15 protein-coding genes and 1 pseudogene are annotated in these 16807 nt (G+C 61.8%); 9 read left to right on the forward strand and 7 right to left on the reverse strand.

Annotation, left to right across the window (positions count from 1 at the left end; translation table 11 throughout):
* Window positions 1-87: 87 nt before the first annotated feature.
* The 5 genes and pseudogenes from NLY37_RS00115 to NLY37_RS00135 all read left to right on the forward strand — a co-directional run bounded on the left by NLY37_RS00115 (window position 88) and on the right by NLY37_RS00135 (window position 5137).
* Window positions 88-792, forward strand: coding sequence for an HpcH/HpaI aldolase family protein (locus NLY37_RS00115; RefSeq protein WP_502882090.1), 705 nt, complete (start codon window positions 88-90; stop codon window positions 790-792).
* 126 nt (window positions 793-918) lie between these two features.
* Entirely contained in the window at window positions 919-2067 is a 1149-nt protein-coding gene (locus tag NLY37_RS00120; RefSeq protein ID WP_286441231.1) for an aminotransferase class I/II-fold pyridoxal phosphate-dependent enzyme, read from the forward strand.
* A 129-nt stretch (window positions 2068-2196) separates the two neighbouring features.
* Window positions 2197-2994: an ABC transporter substrate-binding protein gene (locus NLY37_RS00125; RefSeq protein ID WP_023740558.1), complete on the forward strand. Its 798-nt coding sequence runs from the start codon at window positions 2197-2199 to the stop codon at window positions 2992-2994.
* Between the two features lie 150 nt (window positions 2995-3144).
* Window positions 3145-3820, forward strand: a pseudogene (locus tag NLY37_RS00130) (amino acid ABC transporter permease).
* A 45-nt stretch (window positions 3821-3865) separates the two neighbouring features.
* Window positions 3866-5137, forward strand: a complete 1272-nt coding sequence (locus tag NLY37_RS00135; protein ID WP_023740559.1) for a cysteine desulfurase-like protein — start codon at window positions 3866-3868, stop codon at window positions 5135-5137.
* A gap of 7 nt (window positions 5138-5144) precedes the next feature.
* On the opposite strand, the gene NLY37_RS00140 is transcribed toward NLY37_RS00135, so the two are convergent.
* The 3 genes from NLY37_RS00140 to NLY37_RS00150 form a co-directional block, all read right to left on the reverse strand.
* Complete coding sequence (locus tag NLY37_RS00140; RefSeq protein ID WP_023740560.1) at window positions 5145-7106, reverse strand: 3-hydroxyacyl-CoA dehydrogenase NAD-binding domain-containing protein; 1962 nt, start codon at window positions 7104-7106, stop codon at window positions 5145-5147.
* Between the two features lie 224 nt (window positions 7107-7330).
* Window positions 7331-8308: a UDP-glucuronic acid decarboxylase family protein gene (locus NLY37_RS00145; protein WP_023667815.1), complete on the reverse strand. Its 978-nt coding sequence runs from the start codon at window positions 8306-8308 to the stop codon at window positions 7331-7333.
* A gap of 179 nt (window positions 8309-8487) precedes the next feature.
* Entirely contained in the window at window positions 8488-8670 is a 183-nt protein-coding gene (locus NLY37_RS00150; protein ID WP_023667816.1) for a hypothetical protein, read from the reverse strand.
* 102 nt (window positions 8671-8772) lie between these two features.
* Here NLY37_RS00150 and NLY37_RS00155 point away from each other — a divergent pair, with 102 nt between their 5' ends.
* Window positions 8773-10053 carry a nucleotide sugar dehydrogenase gene (locus tag NLY37_RS00155; protein WP_023682723.1) on the forward strand — a complete coding sequence of 427 codons (1281 nt, stop codon included), beginning with the start codon at window positions 8773-8775 and terminating at the stop codon, window positions 10051-10053.
* Window positions 10054-10084: 31 nt separating this feature from the next.
* A complete protein-coding gene (locus NLY37_RS00160; protein ID WP_023695199.1) occupies window positions 10085-11104 on the forward strand; it encodes an NAD-dependent epimerase in 1020 nt (339 codons plus the stop codon).
* 70 nt (window positions 11105-11174) lie between these two features.
* Here the strand turns inward: NLY37_RS00160 and NLY37_RS00165 are convergent, their stop codons facing one another.
* A complete protein-coding gene (locus tag NLY37_RS00165) occupies window positions 11175-12071 on the reverse strand; it encodes an AraC family transcriptional regulator (RefSeq protein ID WP_023667819.1) in 897 nt (298 codons plus the stop codon).
* Window positions 12072-12218: 147 nt separating this feature from the next.
* Between NLY37_RS00165 and NLY37_RS00170 the strand changes: the two genes are divergently transcribed.
* On the forward strand, window positions 12219-12944 hold the full coding sequence (locus NLY37_RS00170) for an SDR family oxidoreductase (protein WP_023682721.1): 726 nt from the start codon (window positions 12219-12221) through the stop codon (window positions 12942-12944).
* 83 nt (window positions 12945-13027) lie between these two features.
* On the opposite strand, the gene NLY37_RS00175 is transcribed toward NLY37_RS00170, so the two are convergent.
* The 3 genes from NLY37_RS00175 to NLY37_RS00185 all read right to left on the reverse strand — a co-directional run bounded on the left by NLY37_RS00175 (window position 13028) and on the right by NLY37_RS00185 (window position 15165).
* Complete coding sequence (locus tag NLY37_RS00175) at window positions 13028-13258, reverse strand: helix-turn-helix domain-containing protein (RefSeq protein WP_023708113.1); 231 nt, start codon at window positions 13256-13258, stop codon at window positions 13028-13030.
* Between the two features lie 22 nt (window positions 13259-13280).
* Entirely contained in the window at window positions 13281-14027 is a 747-nt protein-coding gene (locus tag NLY37_RS00180; RefSeq protein WP_023740561.1) for an IclR family transcriptional regulator, read from the reverse strand.
* Between the two features lie 268 nt (window positions 14028-14295).
* Entirely contained in the window at window positions 14296-15165 is an 870-nt protein-coding gene (locus NLY37_RS00185) for a helix-turn-helix domain-containing protein (protein ID WP_023740563.1), read from the reverse strand.
* A gap of 92 nt (window positions 15166-15257) precedes the next feature.
* Between NLY37_RS00185 and NLY37_RS00190 the strand changes: the two genes are divergently transcribed.
* The gene (locus NLY37_RS00190; RefSeq protein WP_023740564.1) at window positions 15258-16802 is read left to right on the forward strand and encodes a 4-hydroxyphenylacetate 3-hydroxylase N-terminal domain-containing protein; all 1545 of its coding nucleotides are present in this window, start codon (window positions 15258-15260) and stop codon (window positions 16800-16802) included.
* Window positions 16803-16807: the final 5 nt, after the last annotated feature.

The raw sequence follows: 16807 nt of genomic DNA on the forward strand, positions 1-16807 counted from the left end.
TGAACGCGTTCCGTCAGAAGTGGCATCGGCAAGACCAATCTCGTCGGCTCCTTCGCCGCTATTCCCCATCCCGTCGCCGTCGAAGTGATGGCGCTCACCGGCCTCGACTTCGTCTGCATCGACTGGGAACATGCCCAGATCGCGCGCGACACGATCGAAACCATGGTGCGCGCGGCCGACGTGCATCGCGTGCCGGCCATGGTGCGTGTTCCCGGTCATGCGCCGGAAGCTATCCAGGCGGCGCTCGACAGCGGCGCACAAGGCGTGCTCGTGCCGCGCGTCTCGACCGCTGCTCAGGCCGAGGCGGCGGTGAAAGCCTCGCGCTATCCGCCGCTGGGCGAGCGCGGCGTCGGACCTGGCCGCGCGGCCGGCTATGGCTATCGCATTCCCGAATATCTGGCCGCGGCCAATGACAGGGTGGTCGTCGCGGTCCAGGTCGAGACATCGGAGGGGCTGGCCAACATCGAGGCGATCGCGGCCATAGACGGCATCGATGTGGTCTTCGTCGGCCCCGGCGATCTCTCCGTGTCGATCGATGCGATCGGGCCGAAAGGCGTGGACAAGCTCGATGAGGCGATCACAAGGATCATCCGCGCGACCGTCGCGCATGGCAGGACATCGGGCATATTTTGCGCCAGCCCACAGACGATCAGCCAGTGGGCCGCTATCGGCGCGAGCTTCTTCGTGCTGGCCAGCGATTACGATGTTTCTTGGCGCCGGCGCTGCGGCCAACTGCACCGCTGCGCGCGCCGAGCTGCGGTAGACGGGCGGGATCGGGCAAAAACTTTTTAAGCTTAAAACTTTTTCCTTGAAAAGCGCAGCACATTGGATAGCATCCAAACTCGATGGCGACTGTCGTGCCGGTGGGGCTTGCCGGGCAGTCCGTCGCGGTGCTCCGGGTGGGAGGGGTTTCAGTCCTTGTCGTTCATACTGCCCCAGTCATCGTCCAGCGCGCGTTATGCTTTCGACGGCGTACGTGCCCAGATCCGTGACCTGCACACCGAAAACATTGCCAACCTTGCCGTGCGCGCCCGAGAACTGGGCGACGTGATCGCGCTCTGGTACGGCGAAGGCGACATGGTGACGCCGGCCTTCATCCGCGATGCCGCGAAGGCCGCCTTCGATGAAGGCCAGACGTTCTACGTCCCTAACATGCGTGGGCACCCCCTACTGAACGAGGCGCTGTCGGAATACCAAACGCGCATTCACGGCCGGACGATCCCGATTGCGCGCACCACGGTCACGCCCGGCGGCATGCAGGCGCTGTACCTGGCGCTGGAACTGCTGGTCGATACTGGCAGCAACGTCGTCTATGTCGCGCCGCAATGGCCCAACATCCACAACGCCATCCATCTGATCGGCGGCGAGCCAAGGCCGTTTTCGCTCGACTTCAAGGGCGACTGGCATCTCGATCTCGACCGGCTGTTCGCCACTTGCGATGCGCGCACACGCGCGATCTTCCTGTCGACGCCGTCCAACCCGACCGGCTGGACCGCGTCGCGCGAGGAGATGCAGGCGCTGCTCGACTTCAGCCGGCGCACCGGCATCTGGATCATCTCCGACGAGGTCTATGGCCGGCTCTATTTCGACGGCAATGTTGCTCCTTCCATCCTGCAGATCGCCGAGGATGGCGACCGGGTGCTGTCGGTCAACAGTTTTTCGAAGGCGTGGGCGATGACCGGCTGGCGCATCGGCTGGCTGACGCATCCGTCGGGGGTGGCCGACCAGCTTGGCGCCATGACGCAGTACATCAACAGCGGCACCGCCGCGCCTATCCAGGCAGGCGCTGTCGCCGCCATCCGCCAAGGCGAGCCGCTGGTCGAGGAGATCAGGCAGCGGATCAAAACCGGCCTCGACCTTGCCTATGACAGGCTGGCCCAGATTCCCGGCATCATCCTGCCGACGAAACCGCGCGGGAGGCATGTATGCCTTCTTTGCCATGAACGGCGAAAGCGACGCCCGGCAGGCCTGCGCCAGGATACTGGAGACGGCGCGCGTCGGGCTGGCTCCCGGCCACCTCTTTGGAAATTCGGCAGCGGCCTTCCTGCGGATGTGCGTGTGCCGTGAACGCGACCAGATAGCGACCGCGCTCGAGCGCATGGTCGCCGCCATGAATTGACGCCCCGCTGGGAGGTGGGACGGCAACAAACCGTGCGGGAGCAAACCCGCCCGATCAACAACCAGAGGGAACACAAAATGAGCTTCACTCGTCGCAACCTGCTTCTTCTCGCCGCCACGATCGGCATCGCTGCCGGCCCGGCCACCGCCTTTGCCGCCGATGTGCTCAATGTCGGCGCCTACCCGACCAATCCGCCCTTCGAATACAAGAACGAGAGCGGCACTTTCGAGGGCTTTGAAGTCGACATCGTCAACGAAGCGGCCAAGCGTGCCGGCATGACCACCGACATTGCCGACCTCGGCTTCCAGGCGCTGTTCGCGGCTGTCAGTTCCAACCGCATCGATGTCGCGATCTCCTCGATCACCATCACGCCGGAGCGACTGAAAACGCTGTCCTTCACCCAGCCCTATTATGACTCCGACATGGGCATTGCGACGAAGACCGATAGCGCTGTTAACACCGAGGCCGACCTCAAGGGCAAGATCGTCGGCGTGCTTTCAGGCTCGACCGGCGAGACCTGGGTCAAGGCGCATCAGGAGGCTGACGGCTACAGCGACGTGAAGGGCTATGACACGCAGCAGAATCTTCTGCTCGACCTCAGCGCGGGCCGCGTGGACGCCGCCGTCAGCGATATTCCGGGCATGGAATACTCCTTCACCAAGATGAAGGACCTGAAGGTCAAGCAGCGCATCAAGACCGGCGAACAGTACGGCCTGATGATGAGCAAGGACCATCCGATGCTCGGCAAGCTGAACGACGCGCTGACCGCGATGAAGAAGGACGGAACGCTGGCCGCGATCCACAAGAAGTGGTTCGGCAGCGACGCGCCAGCCGATTCCTCGACGGTCAAGGAAATGCCGCTGCCCAAGGCCTGACCGGCAATGCACTTAAATCGTGCCGGCTCCCAGGCCGGCACGATTCATTTCACGCTCCGGCGCCTGCTGCCACACGGATAGCCTCATCGGAGGCAAGGTCGATTGGTTTTAACTTGAGCATCCTTTGCTCTGGGGTTCGGGAACGCTCCCATGTCGCTGATCGACACCTTCTTCAATCCTGACGTGATCATGTCCAGCCTGCCGGCGCTGTTGCGTGGCTTCCTGAACACGCTGCTGCTCGGCATTTTGAGTATCGGCATCGGCATTCCCATCGGCCTGGGGATCAGCCTGTTGCGGCTCTATGCGCCGAAGCCGCTGCGCTGGCTGGCGGTCGGCTACACCGACATCTTCCGCGCCCTGCCGGTGCTGGTGGTGCTGATCCTGATCTACTATGCGCTGCCCTTCCTCGGCATCCGTCTGTCGTCCTGGGCCTCCGCCGTGACGGGCGTTCGCCATCATCATGTCGGCCTATTCGGCAGAAGTGTTCCGCTCCGGCATTGAGAGCATTCCGAAAGGCCAATTCGAGGCAGCACAGGCGCTCGGCCTGCCTTTCCTTTTGACCTTGCGCAAGGTGGTGCTGCCGCAGGCGATCCGCGTCGTCATCCCGCCGATGACCAGCAATTGCGTCTCGATGTTCAAGGACACGTCGCTCGCTTCCACCGTTGCGCTGCCGGAACTGTTGAAGGAAGCGACCAACGCGCAATCGCTCTATGCCAATCCCTCGCCGCTGATCGGCGCCGCTTTGGTCTATCTCATCTTCCTCTGGCCCATGGTCCGCCTCGTCAGCCTGCTCGAAGACCGCTTCAAGACCGAGAAGACGCGCTGACCTCATCAACCGTCCCGCTTCCCAAGCCATTCGCAGGAGATACAGTTGAGCAATTCCCAAGCCGCCGGCGGCTTTCCGGTCGACACCATCCGCGCCATGTTTCCGGCCTTGCAGCGCGCCGGTGATTTCATCTTCATGGACAACGCCGCCGGCGCGCAGATCCCGCAGAGCGTGCTCGACGCGGTGACCAATCACCTGGTCTCGCACAATGTGCAGCGTGGTGGTCGCTATGGGCGCTCGGTCACGGTCGACCAATCGGTTGCGGATGCTCGGACGAGCGTGGCCTTGCTGATCAACGCCTACAGTCCGTCGGAAATCTGCTTCGGCATGAACGCCACCTCGTTCATTCGCCTGGTCAGCCTCGGCATCGGCCAGATGCTGGCCAAGGACACAGAGCGCGACGAGATCGTCATCACCGATATGGACCACGACGCCAACATCGCCACGTGGCTGGCGCTGGAGCCCGCCGGAGCCAAGTTCAAATGGTGGCGCATGCGCGAGGACGGCAACCTGCATGTCGACGACCTCAAGCCGCTGGTTTCCGATCGCACCCGTCTCGTCGCCTGCACGGTGACCGCGCATTCGATCGGCTCGATCGTCGAAGTCGCTTCGGTGGCCGCGATCGCGCATGCGGCCGGCGCCGAAGTGTTCCTTGACTGCGTGCATTACGGACCGCACGGGCTGATCGACGTGCAGGCCTGGGACTGTGATTATCTCGTCTGCTCCGGCTACAAGAATTTCTCGCCGCATATGGGCTTTCTGTGGGGCCGCTTCGAAACGCTGAAGCGGCTGCCGACCTTCCGCGAGGATTTCATCCCCGACGAGCCGCCTTACAAGGTCGAGGCAGGCACCTTCATCTACGAGAACGTCTCGGGCATGGATGCCGCAGTGCAGTACCTGGAACTGATCGGCCGCAATCTGGCGCCCTCCAACAACCGCTCGCGGCGCGACAACATCGTTGCCGGCATGGGCGCCATCCGCGATTACGAAGTGCTCCTGGCGCGTGAGATGCTCGCCGTGCTCAAGGGATGCAATGCCACGATCTACGGCGTCGCCGAGGAAGCCCGCATCAACGAACGCGTGCCGACATTCTGCTTCAACATCGGCAAGCTGTCGCCGCAGCGGATCGTCGAGGAAATGGCTGACATGCAGATCGGCATCCGCGACGGCCATATGTATGCGCCCCGGCTGATGAAGCGTCTCAACCTGTCGATGGACAGCGGCGCCATCCGCGCCTCGCTGGTCCATTACAACACGGTCGACGAGGTCAGGCGTTTCGGCGAGGCACTGCGCGCCGTCATCGCAAGGCTGTCGTAGCTGGTCCTTAAACCTCTCCGGCGCGGAACATCGGCCCGCCCTTGTGGGTCGGGAAGCCATAGCCGTTGATCATCACCAGATCGATGTCGGAGGCACGCGCCGCGATGCCTTCGGCGAGTAATGCCTTGCCCTCGTCGGCCATTGCCGCCAGCAAGCGCGTGACGATCTCATCGGGCGAAAAGCGGCGCGGCACGATGTCCTTGGCCGCCCGAACGGCCTCGATCAGCGCCGCCACTTGCGGGTCGCTCCTGCGCTCGCCGTCGGAATAATCGTACCAGCCGCGCCCGGTCTTGCGGCCGAAGCGGCCGGCCTCGCACAGCCGGTCGGCGATCTCGACATAACGTGCTTGCGGATCGCGCATCGCCGCCTGTCGCTTGCGCCGCGCCCAGGCTATCTCCAGCCCAGCCATGTCGTTGACCGCGAAGATCCCCATCGGGAAGCCCCAGGCCTCCAGCGCGGCATCCACCTCTTCCGGTGCTGCGCCATCCTCCACCATGAACTCCGCCTCGCGGCGGTAGGCCGAATAGAGGCGGTTGCCGATGAAACCCTCGGTAACGCCGCACACGACAGGCAGCTTGCCGAGTTTCCTGACGAACGCGATAGCCGAGGCGAGCACATCGGGCGCCGTCGCCGCGCAATCCACCACTTCGGTGAGCCGCATGACGTTGGCCGGGGAGAAAAAATGCAGGCCGGCGATCCGTTCGGGCCGGGCGGTTGCCGAGGCGATCTCGTCGGGGTTGAGGTAGCTGGTGTTGGTCGCCAGTATGGCGTCGGGGCGGACGATACGATCAAGCTTCCGGAAGAGTTCGGTTTTTACCGCGAGATCGTCGAACACTGCCTCGATGACCAGATCGGCCTGCACCAGCCTGCCGGCGTCACTGGCCGCTTCAAACCGGCTCAGCGCCTCCCTGCGGGCATGATCGGTGAGTCGGCCGGATTGGACCGACTTGTCGAGAAGGCCGGCGATCCGCTCGTATCCTTTTGCCGCGGCGTCGTCGTTCTGCTCGATGCCGATTACGCGATAGCCGGCATTCAAGGCCGAGACCGCGATGCCTGCACCCATCAGGCCGGTTCCGACGATACCGACGGTCTCGACCTTGCGAGGCGTGATACCCTCCAGCCTGTCGACTTTGCTGGCTTGCCTCTCGGCAAAGAAGACGTGGCGCAACGCTGCCGCCTCGCGAGAATCCCGGAGGCGCAGGAAGGTCGCGCGTTCGTGCACAAGACCGTCCTCAAGTCTGGCCGTGGACGCGGCCCGGACCAGTCTCACGGCCTCTGCAGGCGCGATCTGTCCACGGCTGCGGGAAAGCACCTTTCTTGCGGCTGCCGCGTCGGCCTCAGGTTGCGAGCGCGGGACGGAAAGCGCACCCGTGCGCCGCAGCGGTTGGCCAACGAGACGGCGGGCGACATCGAGCGCGCCTTCGGGAAGATCGTCCGCAATGGTATCGATCAGACCGAGAGCGAGAGCTTCGTCGGCATTTGCGGGCCGACCCGTGCCGATCAGGTCAATTGCGGCGACCGTGCCGATGAGGCGGGGCAGGCGTTGGGTTCCGCCGGCCCCGGGCACTAACCCGAGCTTGACCTCGGGCAGGCCGAAGCTGGCCGCCTTGCTGGCCACCCGGTAGTGGCAGGCCAGCGCAATCTCGCAGCCGCCGCCGAGCGCCGCGCCGCCTACTGCCGCGACGATCGGTTTGGCGAAGCTCTCCATCGCTTCGATCACGTCAGGCAGTGTGGGCCCGATAGCGGGCTTGCCGAATTCCTTGATATCGGCGCCACCGATGAAGGTGCGCCCAATGGCGGTCAGCACCACGGCAGACACTTCATCCGACGCCGCACGCCCAAGCGCAGCCATCAGTCCGGCCCTGACATGGAGGGACAGCGCGTTGACCGGCGGATTTTCGATCGTGACGATGAGAACGCCATCGACGATCTTGCCTGTGACACTCTCGGAAAATCGTGCTGTGTTCATGGAGTTTTATTCCGGAACAACGGCAAATCTTCCTCCTCCTTCTGCTCTCCGCCAAATGCCGGTGTCCCGGCTCGGACGGATGAAGCGCCATGGATCTTCAAAATAATTTCAAGCTTAAAATAATTAGAATTCGAAAAACTTCAAGCCTACCGGAGTCGACTGCAAAAGGCGTCGCTACCACGACGGTGATCGGTCAGACTTGACGGTTGCACTGCGGTGCCGGGTCAAGGCGAGTTTGTGGAAACCTTCGGCAGCAGGGCTTTGAAATAGTCGATCGTCTGTTGCAGCCCGGCTTCTAAAGTCACCGTCGGCTCCCAGCCGACAAGCCTTTTGGCAAGGGTGATATCGGGCTGGCGGTGCCGCGGATCGTCTTGCGGAAGATCGCGGTAAATTATATCCGAACCTGATCCGGTCATCTGCGTCGTCAGTTCGGCCAAGCGCCTGATCGTTACTTCCCTTGGATTGCCGATGTTTACTGGACCGGTCACCTCCGGCCCCGTATCCATGAGGCGCAGCATGCCGCTCACCAGGTCGTCGACGTAGCAAAACGACCTTGTCTGTGAGCCGTCGCCGAAAATGGTTATCGGTTCACCACGAAGCGCCTGCACGATGAAATTTGAGACAACCCTGCCGTCTGCCGGGTGCATGCGCGGCCCGAACGTATTGAAAATCCGCGCGACCTTGACCCACAAGCCATGTTGTCGGTGATAGTCGAAGAACAGCGTTTCGGCGCAGCGTTTGCCTTCATCGTAGCATGAGCGCGGCCCGATCGGGTTTACATTGCCCCAGTAACTCTCGGGCTGCGGATGCACAGACGCGTCACCATAGACCTCACTGGTGGAGGCCTGAAAGACTTTGCATTTCAGCCGCTTTGCCAATCCAAGAACATTGATGGCGCCGTGCACGGCGGTCTTGATCGTCTGAACCGGGTCGTACTGGTAGTGAACAGGCGAGGCCGGACACGCCAGGTTGTAAATCTCATCGACTTCGACGTAGAGCGGAAAGGTCACGTCATGGCGCATGAATTCGAAGCGGGGATGCTTGGCCAAATGGTCGATATTGCGCTTTGATCCGGTGAAAAGGTTGTCGACACACAAGATTTCGTCGCCTCGTTCCAACAGGCGGTCAATAAGATGCGAGCCGATAAACCCTGCGCCCCCGGTAACGAGAATGCGTCTGCGGCTGTCATAGAGTCTGGCCAATTTCTGCTCCCAGGCAAATGCTGATCGACCAGATATCGGTCGCCACACGCAGGATACGACGTGTCCGCAGCCAATGCACAAGGACCAAACTGAAATTTCGCAGATCCGCTCGGTGCCGATGCGAATTCCGATCCCGGCATTTGGTTTGATCAGAAGGCACGATTGAGGCCGATAGTGGCCTATGGATTGGCAGCAGAGAATATCAGCCCTGTCGTCAGGGCCGCCGCTGCGTAGATGGCCGGCAGAACCTGACGGTTCACCCCAATCCGCAGCAGAGAGTGGCTCGAAACCCGGTCCTGCTGGATTTTATCCACAACATCGATGGCATCGGCGGATGGCAACATGAAAATGGCAACGACCATTTTTCGTGAGACATTCCTCTTCGCGATAGAGCATCGTTGAATTGGCCAACAGCCTGCCATACAAGCACGTCGGCTCAACAGGTGGCTCGAGGAACCCCACGGATGTCCGAACGCATTGCAGTTATCGGCCTGGGTTATGTCGGCCTGCCGGTAGCCATTGCCTTTGGGAAGGTTTTCCCCGGCACCATAGCTTTTGACATCAGCGAGCGTCGGATCGGGGAATTGCGTGGCGGCGTCGATCGTACGGGGGAAGTTGACGCAACGGCGCTCAAGGAGACCTCGATAGGGCTGACCACCGACCGGGAGATGTTGAAAGGCGCTACTTTCTTCATCGTTGCCGTGCCAACCCCTATCGACGCAAATCGCGCTCCCGATCTAGCTTCTTTGAAACTGGCGTCCGAACTCGTCGGCGAGGCGGTGAGCAAAGGCGCCGTCGTCGTTTTTGAGTCGACAGTCTATCCAGGTGTGACCGAAGATTTCTGTGGGCCGATCATCGAGCAGGTTTCCGGCCTGCGACATCCCCGCGACTTTGCCCTCGGCTATTCGCCCGAACGCGCCAACCCCGGCGATCGAGAACACTCGCTGCAAAAGATCGTCAAAGTCGTCTCCGGCGAGAATAACGAGACGCTGGAGCGCGTCGCGAACGTTTATGGCCGTATCATCGATGCCGGCGTCTACCGCGCCCCGTCGATCAAGGTGGCCGAGGCAGCGAAGGTTATCGAGAACACCCAGCGCGATCTGAACATCGCGCTGATGAACGAACTGGCAATGATCTTCGAGCGGCTCGATATCCGGACGCAGGATGTTCTTGATGCTGCGTCGACGAAATGGAACTTCCTTCCCTTCAAACCGGGGTTCGTCGGCGGCCACTGCATCAGCGTCGATCCATATTATTTGACCGCCAAGGCCGAGGCCGAAGGTTACCATCCGCAGATCATCCTCGCCGGACGTCGCATCAATGACGGCATGGGGGCCTTCGTCGCCCAGCAGGTTGTCAAACGGCTGATTGGTTCTGACACGCCCGTCAAAGGGGCTTCTGTCGGCATTCTCGGGCTGACATTCAAGGAGGACGTGCCGGATTTGCGCAACAGCCGCGTTTTCGACATGGTCAAGGAACTAAGGCAGTTCGGAATTATCCCTAAAGTCCATGATCCCCTTGCCGATGTCGAAACCGCTCGGCGTGATCACGGCGAAACAATCCTGCCGCTCGATGAGATAAACGATTTGCAGGCGCTTGTTCTGGCGGTGCCTCACAGGCAATATCTCACCAACGAAAGAGCGCGTCTTTTTCAAATGATCAGGCCGGGGGGGACACTGTTCGATGTCAAGTCGGCCATCAAGCCCAATGAAGTTCCCGACAACATAAAATACTGGAGCTTGTAAAGCTCGCCTGAAATTAACGCTAGGATATGCAGTGACATCAAGCAGGCCGATACTGATCACCGGCGCAGCCGGGTTCATAGGGTTTCATCTTTGCCTGAGGCTGCTTGCCGAAGGACGCCAGGTTATCGGCCTCGACTCCATGAACGAGTATTATGACGTCAGCCTGAAGCAGGCTCGTCTCGAGCGGCTGAAAGCGTTTTCGAATTTTTGTTTCGAGCATGCCGATCTCACGGAGCGGGACCGTATTTCGGAGCTCTTCCTTTCGGCCGCGCCGGAGGTTGTCGTCAATCTCGCGGCGCAAGCCGGCGTACGCTATTCGATCAGCAATCCGCACGCCTATGTGGAAAGCAACCTCAGCGGCTTTGTCAACATCCTGGAAGGATGCCGGCAGGCGTCCGTCGGCCATCTGGTCTATGCATCGTCGAGTTCGATTTATGGCGGCAGCACCCGCATGCCGTTTTCCGTGCACGATCCGGCGGACCATCCGCTCAGCCTTTACGCCGCAAGCAAGAAGGCGAACGAGCTGATGGCGCACACATACAGCCATCTGTTTGGACTGCCGACCACCGGGCTGCGTTTTTTCACCGTCTATGGTCCGTGGGGGCGGCCGGACATGGCGCTGTTCATCTTCGCCAAGGCTATCCTCGCCGGCGAGCCGATCGAGGTCTTCAACTATGGCAACATGCAGCGGGATTTCACCTATATCGACGACATTGTCGAAGGTATTATCCGCGTCATGCAGCAACCCGCGACACCCAATCCTGAGTGGAAAAGTGTCGCGCCAGACCCAGCGACCAGCAACGCCCCGTTCAGGATTCACAACATCGGCGGCAATTCGCCCGTTCAACTGAACCGATTGATCGAGGTGCTCGAAGACGCGCTGGGACGCAAGGCAAACCGCAACCTCAGGCCACTTCAGCCAGGCGACGTTCCGGCAACTTTCGCCAATGTCAGCTCGCTCGAGGAGGCGACCGGCTTCAAGCCCAAAATCCCGATCGAAATAGGGGTTCCGCGCTTTGTCGAATGGTACCGGGAGTTCTACCGAGCATGATCGGACGCTTCGCCACCTGGAGGCGGCTGGCTCCTGACCAGCCATGGCTGGCGCATGCCGCTCGGAAAACTCAATAAGCCGCAGCCGAACTGGGTGTCGCCTGAAGGCGGTCAATATCTTTCCGGGGCGGCGCACCGAACAGGCGACGATATTCTCGGCTGAACTGCGAAGGGCTGTCATAGCCCACCGCGAACCCGGCCGTGCCTGCGTTTGCGCCGCCGGCAAGCATAATCCTTCGCGCCTCCTGCAGGCGCAGCTGCTTCTGGTATTCGAGCGGGGTCATGCGCGTAATCGCCTTGAAATGGGCATGAAGGGACGACGCGCTCATGCCTGATGCCGCCGCAATCTCTTCGATGCGCAGTTGTGCCTGGAAATGATTGCGGATCGTGGCGATGGCGCGGCTGACCTGGTTCAGGTGGCTGTCCACCGACGCCATCTGGCGAAGCGTGTCACCGTGCGGTCCGGTGAGGAGCCGGTAAAGGATTTCGCGTTCGATCAGCGGCGCCAGCACGGTGACGCTCTCGGGGCGATCGAGCAGCCTGACAAGCCGACAGGCGGCATCAATCAGGTCGGGGTCACTTGGATAGGCAGCTAACACCGGCAGATCCCTGCTGGGGGATGCACGTCCTTCTTTCACAAGCAGTTCGGCCAGCGCGGTGGAATCAAAATCTATCTTGCAACAGAGGTAGGGCGCCGCCGGGCTCGCCTCCAACACATGCCCGACCAGCGGCAGGTCGACCGAGACGAGCAGGTAGCTCGATGCGTCATAGACCACGCTCTGGTCGGCCAGCGAGACGCGCTTCGATCCTTGGGCGATTATGCAAAGCGACGCCTCGTAGACCGCAGGCACGGGTGCACTGGGCTGGTTGGCGCGAATGAGCGACAGCCGCGGCACCGCAGTGCCGGCCATGCCAGATTTCGGCGCAAAGCGGGTGATCAGCTCGGCGAGTTCATTGATTTTCTCCATGCCGCATAAATCTTCATGGCGCGAAATGTTGCAAGGCATTTCGAGTTCATTTGGAGGATCGTGCAAACTCTTTGGACGATCACGCTACCGGCCTTTGCCGGTTCGCGCCATCTATCTCCCCGTCACCGCAGCGAAAAAGGAACGATCATGACGGGACTTAAAGACAAGGTTGTACTCATCACCGGCGCCTCCAGCGGCATCGGCGAAGCGACGGTTCGGGAACTTGCCGGTGCCGGCGCCAGACTGTTCATCGGGGCCCGCCGCACCGAGCGGCTCAAGGCGCTGGCCGCAGAAATAGGCAAAGGCGTCGCGTGGCGCGAACTCGACGTGACTGACGCGGCGAATTTCGACGCCTTTGCCGATGCCGCTCATGCCGAATTCGGGCAGATCGATGTGCTGGTCAACAATGCCGGCGTCATGCCGCTGTCGCCGCTTGCCGCGCTGAAGCGCGATGAGTGGTCTCGCATGATCAATGTCAACATCGGCGGCGTGCTGAACGGGATCGCCGCGGTGCTGCCGCGCTTCGTCGCCCAGAAGAATGGGCATATCGTCAATGTCGCCTCGGTCGGTGCGCATATCGTGCTGCCCACCGCGGCGGTCTATTGCGGCACGAAATATGCCGTCTGGGCAATCACCGAGGGGCTGCGGCAGGAGCATGACGACATCCGCGCCACGATCATCTCCCCCGGAGTGACCGCAACCGAACTGGGCGACGATATCAGCGATCCTCAGGTCGCCACGGCTCTGAAAGAATGGCGGCAGAAGTCGCTCACACCGGACGCCATTGCACGGGCGATCCGTTTTGCGCTTGATCAACCCGATGGCGTGGACGTCAACGAAGTGATCGTGCGGCCAACCGCTGCCAATATGTAGAACTTGCTGCCGGATGCCGGCTTTCGGCGAGCTAGGGCGCTCTCCGAGATCCGGCAACGGCCCACCCCTTAATGCACCCGCCCTCAGCCTCTGGCGCAACTCCCGCGGGCCACATCGTACCGGCTCTCGAACGCGCGCGAAAAATGCGCACTCGAATTGAACCCGCAAGCAAAGGCGATTTCCGAGATCGTGGGCGACGCTCGGGCGGGCGACAACAATTCTTCCTTGCTGCGCTCCAGCCGCCTGTCCCAGACGAAGCGTTCCGGTCTCGCGGCAAGGCCGGTGCGCCGCTGGGAACTTAACCCGCTAATCATCTCCCCTGCGACGGTAGAGATGTCAGGCTTCGCCGGCCAGGCGCGCTGAAATCAGCCGCGCCGCCTTGATCACCGCTTCGCCCTGGCTGGCCGCCATGCTGTCATCGGCGCGTGACACAGGCGAGGCCACCGCCAGAGTGCCTAAAGGACGGCCATCGGAGCCGAGGATTGCCGCGGCTATGCTGTGGACGCCTTCTTCATAGCCTTGGGAGCTCGAGGAATAGCCGCGCTTGGCGGCAAGCCGGATCGCCTTCATCAGCCTGTCGGGCTGCGTCACCGTGTGTGGCGTGAAGGTCGGCAACGGCTTGTCGACATAGGCCTCGGCCGCTTCCTGAGGCGAAGCGGCGAGAAAGGCGATGCCGGAGGCGGTGCCGTGCAAGGGCAGCACCTGGCCGACATCGACATTGACCCGGTTGGCCTTTGCCGACAGCTCGACATGGACCGTCAGCAGTGCGCCGGCGCTGAATTCCGACAGATGCACCGTCTCGCCGGTTTCCAGCGCCAGCTCGCGAACCACAGGTGCTGCCACGCGCAAGAACGGAAAATGCGCGTCGCGAAAGCGGGCCAGCCGCGACAGGCCGGCGCCGAGCCGGTAGCGGCGGCTTGCCGGCTCCTGTTCGATCAAGCGGTGGTCGGCCAGCGCCATCAGCAGGCGCCGCGCCGTCGCCTTGTCGAGGCCGGTTTTGCGGGCGAGCTCGGACAGGCCGATCTCCGGTTCGCCGAGCGTGAACTGTTCCAACAGCGATATCGCTTTGCCGACTGTGCTCATCGTGCATCCTCAAGATACTTCGCATGGGAGGGAAGCCAATCCACCTTGCAGTCCGCTCATAGCACATAAAATGGTGGTTCAAATAACGAACCGTTTGGAAGCGACAAAAAACACCAGCAAGTTTCGCGGCGACATCAATCTCGATGCGCCGCGCCGTGCGCGGGGTGATGCTGCGCGGCAACACCTATCAACAGGTGGATCAACTCGGCGGCGCCGTGCCTGGCCGGCGTGTCGGCCCAAACGCCTGATCCTGGCCGGCGCGGAAGCTTCAACTCTGCCCCAGCTGCGCGCGGCGCCAGGCGGCGGGCGCCTGGCCAACCCGCTCCCGGAAGAAGCGTGAGAAATAGGCCGGATCTTCGAAGCCGATTTCGTAGGCGATGTCCTCGACGGTGCGCACGGTGAACAGCAGCAAGCGCTTGGCCTCCAGCAACCGTCGCTCGCCGATGAGTCGCTTGACGCCGCTGCCAAGCACCGTATGGGCGGCCTTGTCGAGAAGATGCGCTGTCGTGGCCAGCGCCTCGACGTAGCGGTCGACGGGCCAGTTGTCGCGGAAATGCGCATCGACCAGACGGCGCAAGCCGCGCGCCAATGCAGCATCGGAAGAGCCAGTGGCATCCATTACCTCGGGACCAAGACGCGCGATGTGGGAGAGCGCGACGGCAATCAGCGCCGGCAGGGTCTTGTCACTCCCGGCCTGCGCCTCGGCATATTCGGTGGCGATCATCTCCAGCACCGCCGCAAGCCTTTTCCACGCGACGTGCTGAGAAAGGCTATCGGCAAAGACCGGCCGGTCCAATGACAGCAGGCTGTGAGCGGCTATTGCCGCAAGCGCATCATCGGCGACCGAAACGACGATGGCGTCGGTGCCGGGCCCGATCGAGAAGCCATGCACGATGGTGCTCGGCACGAAGCTGACGGCCGGTGCCGAAAAGTCCCAGGATTGGTCTTCGATGCGGTAGGTGCCGGAGCCGCTGGTCCAGTAGGTGATCTGGCCCATTTGCGGATGTTTGTGCGCGGCAACCTGGCCGAGATGAATGTTGCTGCGCGCAAGCACCGTCTCGACATGCAGGAAGCCGACATCGAGCGGCCGCACCGGCTCGCCATAGACAAAGAAATCAGGGATGGAATTGAGGCTCATGGCGCCGGAAAAAGTCCAATCGGTTTTGCCGTTACGTCCTAACCGATCCTTGCCAGGAGCGCTAGAGTTGATGCCATAAGTGGAGGAACATCATGCGATCGGAAGACTTTCGTGCCGACAATGGGCGCCCGTTCACCGGGGCCGAGTATCTGGAGAGCTTGCGCGACGGCCGCGAGGTCTACATCAACGGCGAGCGCATCGCCGATGTCACCACCCATCCGGCGATGCGCAATTCGGCGCGGTCGCTGGCGCGCCTCTATGATGCGCTGCACGATCCCAAGCGGCAGGGCACGCTGACCTCGCCTACCGATACCGGTTCGGGCGGCTACACCCACAAATATTTCCGCGTCGCCAAATCCTCCGGCGAACTCGCGGCCCAGCAGACCGCGATCGCCGAGTGGTCACGCATGTCCTATGGCTGGATGGGCCGCACGCCCGATTACAAGGCGGCACTGATGAACACGCTCGGCGCCAATGCCGACTGGTACGGCCCGTTCAAGGACAATGCGCTCGCCTGGCACAAGCGTGCGCAGGAAGCCGTGCTGTTCATGAACCACGCCATCGTCAACCCGCCGATCGACCGCCACAAGCCGGCCGAACAGGTGAAGGATGTCTTCGTCCACATCACCAAGGAGACCGACGCCGGCATCTATGTCTCCGGCGCCAAGGTGGTGGCGACGTCCTCGGCGCTGACCCACTACAATTTCCTGGCGCAGAGTTCGGCGACGGTCACCGAAGATCCGTCGCTGTCGGTCATGTTCATCGTGCCGATGAATGCGCCGGGGGTAAAGATGTTCTGCCGCGTCTCCTATGAGCAAACGGCCAACACGGCGGCGGCTCCGTTCGACTATCCGTTGTCGTCGCGCTTCGACGAGAACGATGCCATTCTGGTGCTCGACAATGTCTTCATCCCCTGGGAGGACGTGCTGTTGCTGCGCGACGCGCAGAAAATCCTGTCCTTCCATCCGGCTTCGGGCTTCATGCATGGCTATTGCTTCCAGGGCTGCACACGCTTTGCCGTCAAGCTCGACTTCCTCGCCGGCCTGCTGGCAAAGGCGCTGCGCGCCACCGGCGGCGATGCCTTCCGCGGCAACCAGGCGGCGCTGGGCGAGGTGATCGCGCTCAGGCACATGTTCTGGAGTTTCTCCAACGCCATGGCTTATAATCCGATCCCCTGGGCGAATGGCGCTGTCCTGCCCAACCTGGAAGCAGCCCTTGCCTACCGGACTTTCATGTCGGAAGCCTATCCGCGCGTCATCGACACGGTGCGCCGGGTGATCGCTTCTGGGTTGATCTACCTGCCGTCATCAGTGCGCGACTTCAACAATCCCGAGATCGACAAATACCTCGCGCAATATGTGCGCGGTTCCAACGACATGGGCCATGTCGAGCGCATCAAGATCATGAAACTGTTGTGGGACGCGACCGGCACCGAGTTCGGCGGCCGCCACGCGCTCTACGAACTCAACTATGCCGGTGCGCCGGAAGAGGTGCGGCTGCAGGTGCTGAAGGGCGCCGAACGCGGCGGCCGGCTGAAGGCCATGGAAGAACTGGTCGATACCTGCATGGCCGACTATGACGAGAATGGCTGGACGGGAGATACCTGGCTCAATCCGCTCGCTTCATCGGCTGGGTGATGTCA

Source organism: Mesorhizobium sp. C395A (genome assembly GCF_030323205.1).
In the GTDB taxonomy this organism is placed as follows: Bacteria; Pseudomonadota; Alphaproteobacteria; order Rhizobiales; family Rhizobiaceae; genus Mesorhizobium.

What these genes read in the sequence shown, in the direction of transcription:
- NLY37_RS00115 (WP_502882090.1), top strand. Translation starts at nt 88, where the DNA reads ATGGCGCTCACCGGCCTCGACTTCGTCTGCATCGACTGGGAACATGCC.
- NLY37_RS00125 (WP_023740558.1), top strand. Translation starts at nt 2,197, where the DNA reads ATGAGCTTCACTCGTCGCAACCTGCTTCTTCTCGCCGCCACGATCGGC.
- NLY37_RS00140 (WP_023740560.1), bottom strand. Translation starts at nt 7,106, where the DNA reads ATGAACACAGCACGATTTTCCGAGAGTGTCACAGGCAAGATCGTCGAT.
- NLY37_RS00150 (WP_023667816.1), bottom strand. Translation starts at nt 8,670, where the DNA reads ATGGTCGTTGCCATTTTCATGTTGCCATCCGCCGATGCCATCGATGTT.
- NLY37_RS00155 (WP_023682723.1), top strand. Translation starts at nt 8,773, where the DNA reads ATGTCCGAACGCATTGCAGTTATCGGCCTGGGTTATGTCGGCCTGCCG.
- NLY37_RS00165 (WP_023667819.1), bottom strand. Translation starts at nt 12,071, where the DNA reads ATGGAGAAAATCAATGAACTCGCCGAGCTGATCACCCGCTTTGCGCCG.
- NLY37_RS00170 (WP_023682721.1), top strand. Translation starts at nt 12,219, where the DNA reads ATGACGGGACTTAAAGACAAGGTTGTACTCATCACCGGCGCCTCCAGC.
- NLY37_RS00175 (WP_023708113.1), bottom strand. Translation starts at nt 13,258, where the DNA reads ATGATTAGCGGGTTAAGTTCCCAGCGGCGCACCGGCCTTGCCGCGAGA.
- NLY37_RS00180 (WP_023740561.1), bottom strand. Translation starts at nt 14,027, where the DNA reads ATGAGCACAGTCGGCAAAGCGATATCGCTGTTGGAACAGTTCACGCTC.
- NLY37_RS00185 (WP_023740563.1), bottom strand. Translation starts at nt 15,165, where the DNA reads ATGAGCCTCAATTCCATCCCTGATTTCTTTGTCTATGGCGAGCCGGTG.
- NLY37_RS00190 (WP_023740564.1), top strand. Translation starts at nt 15,258, where the DNA reads ATGCGATCGGAAGACTTTCGTGCCGACAATGGGCGCCCGTTCACCGGG.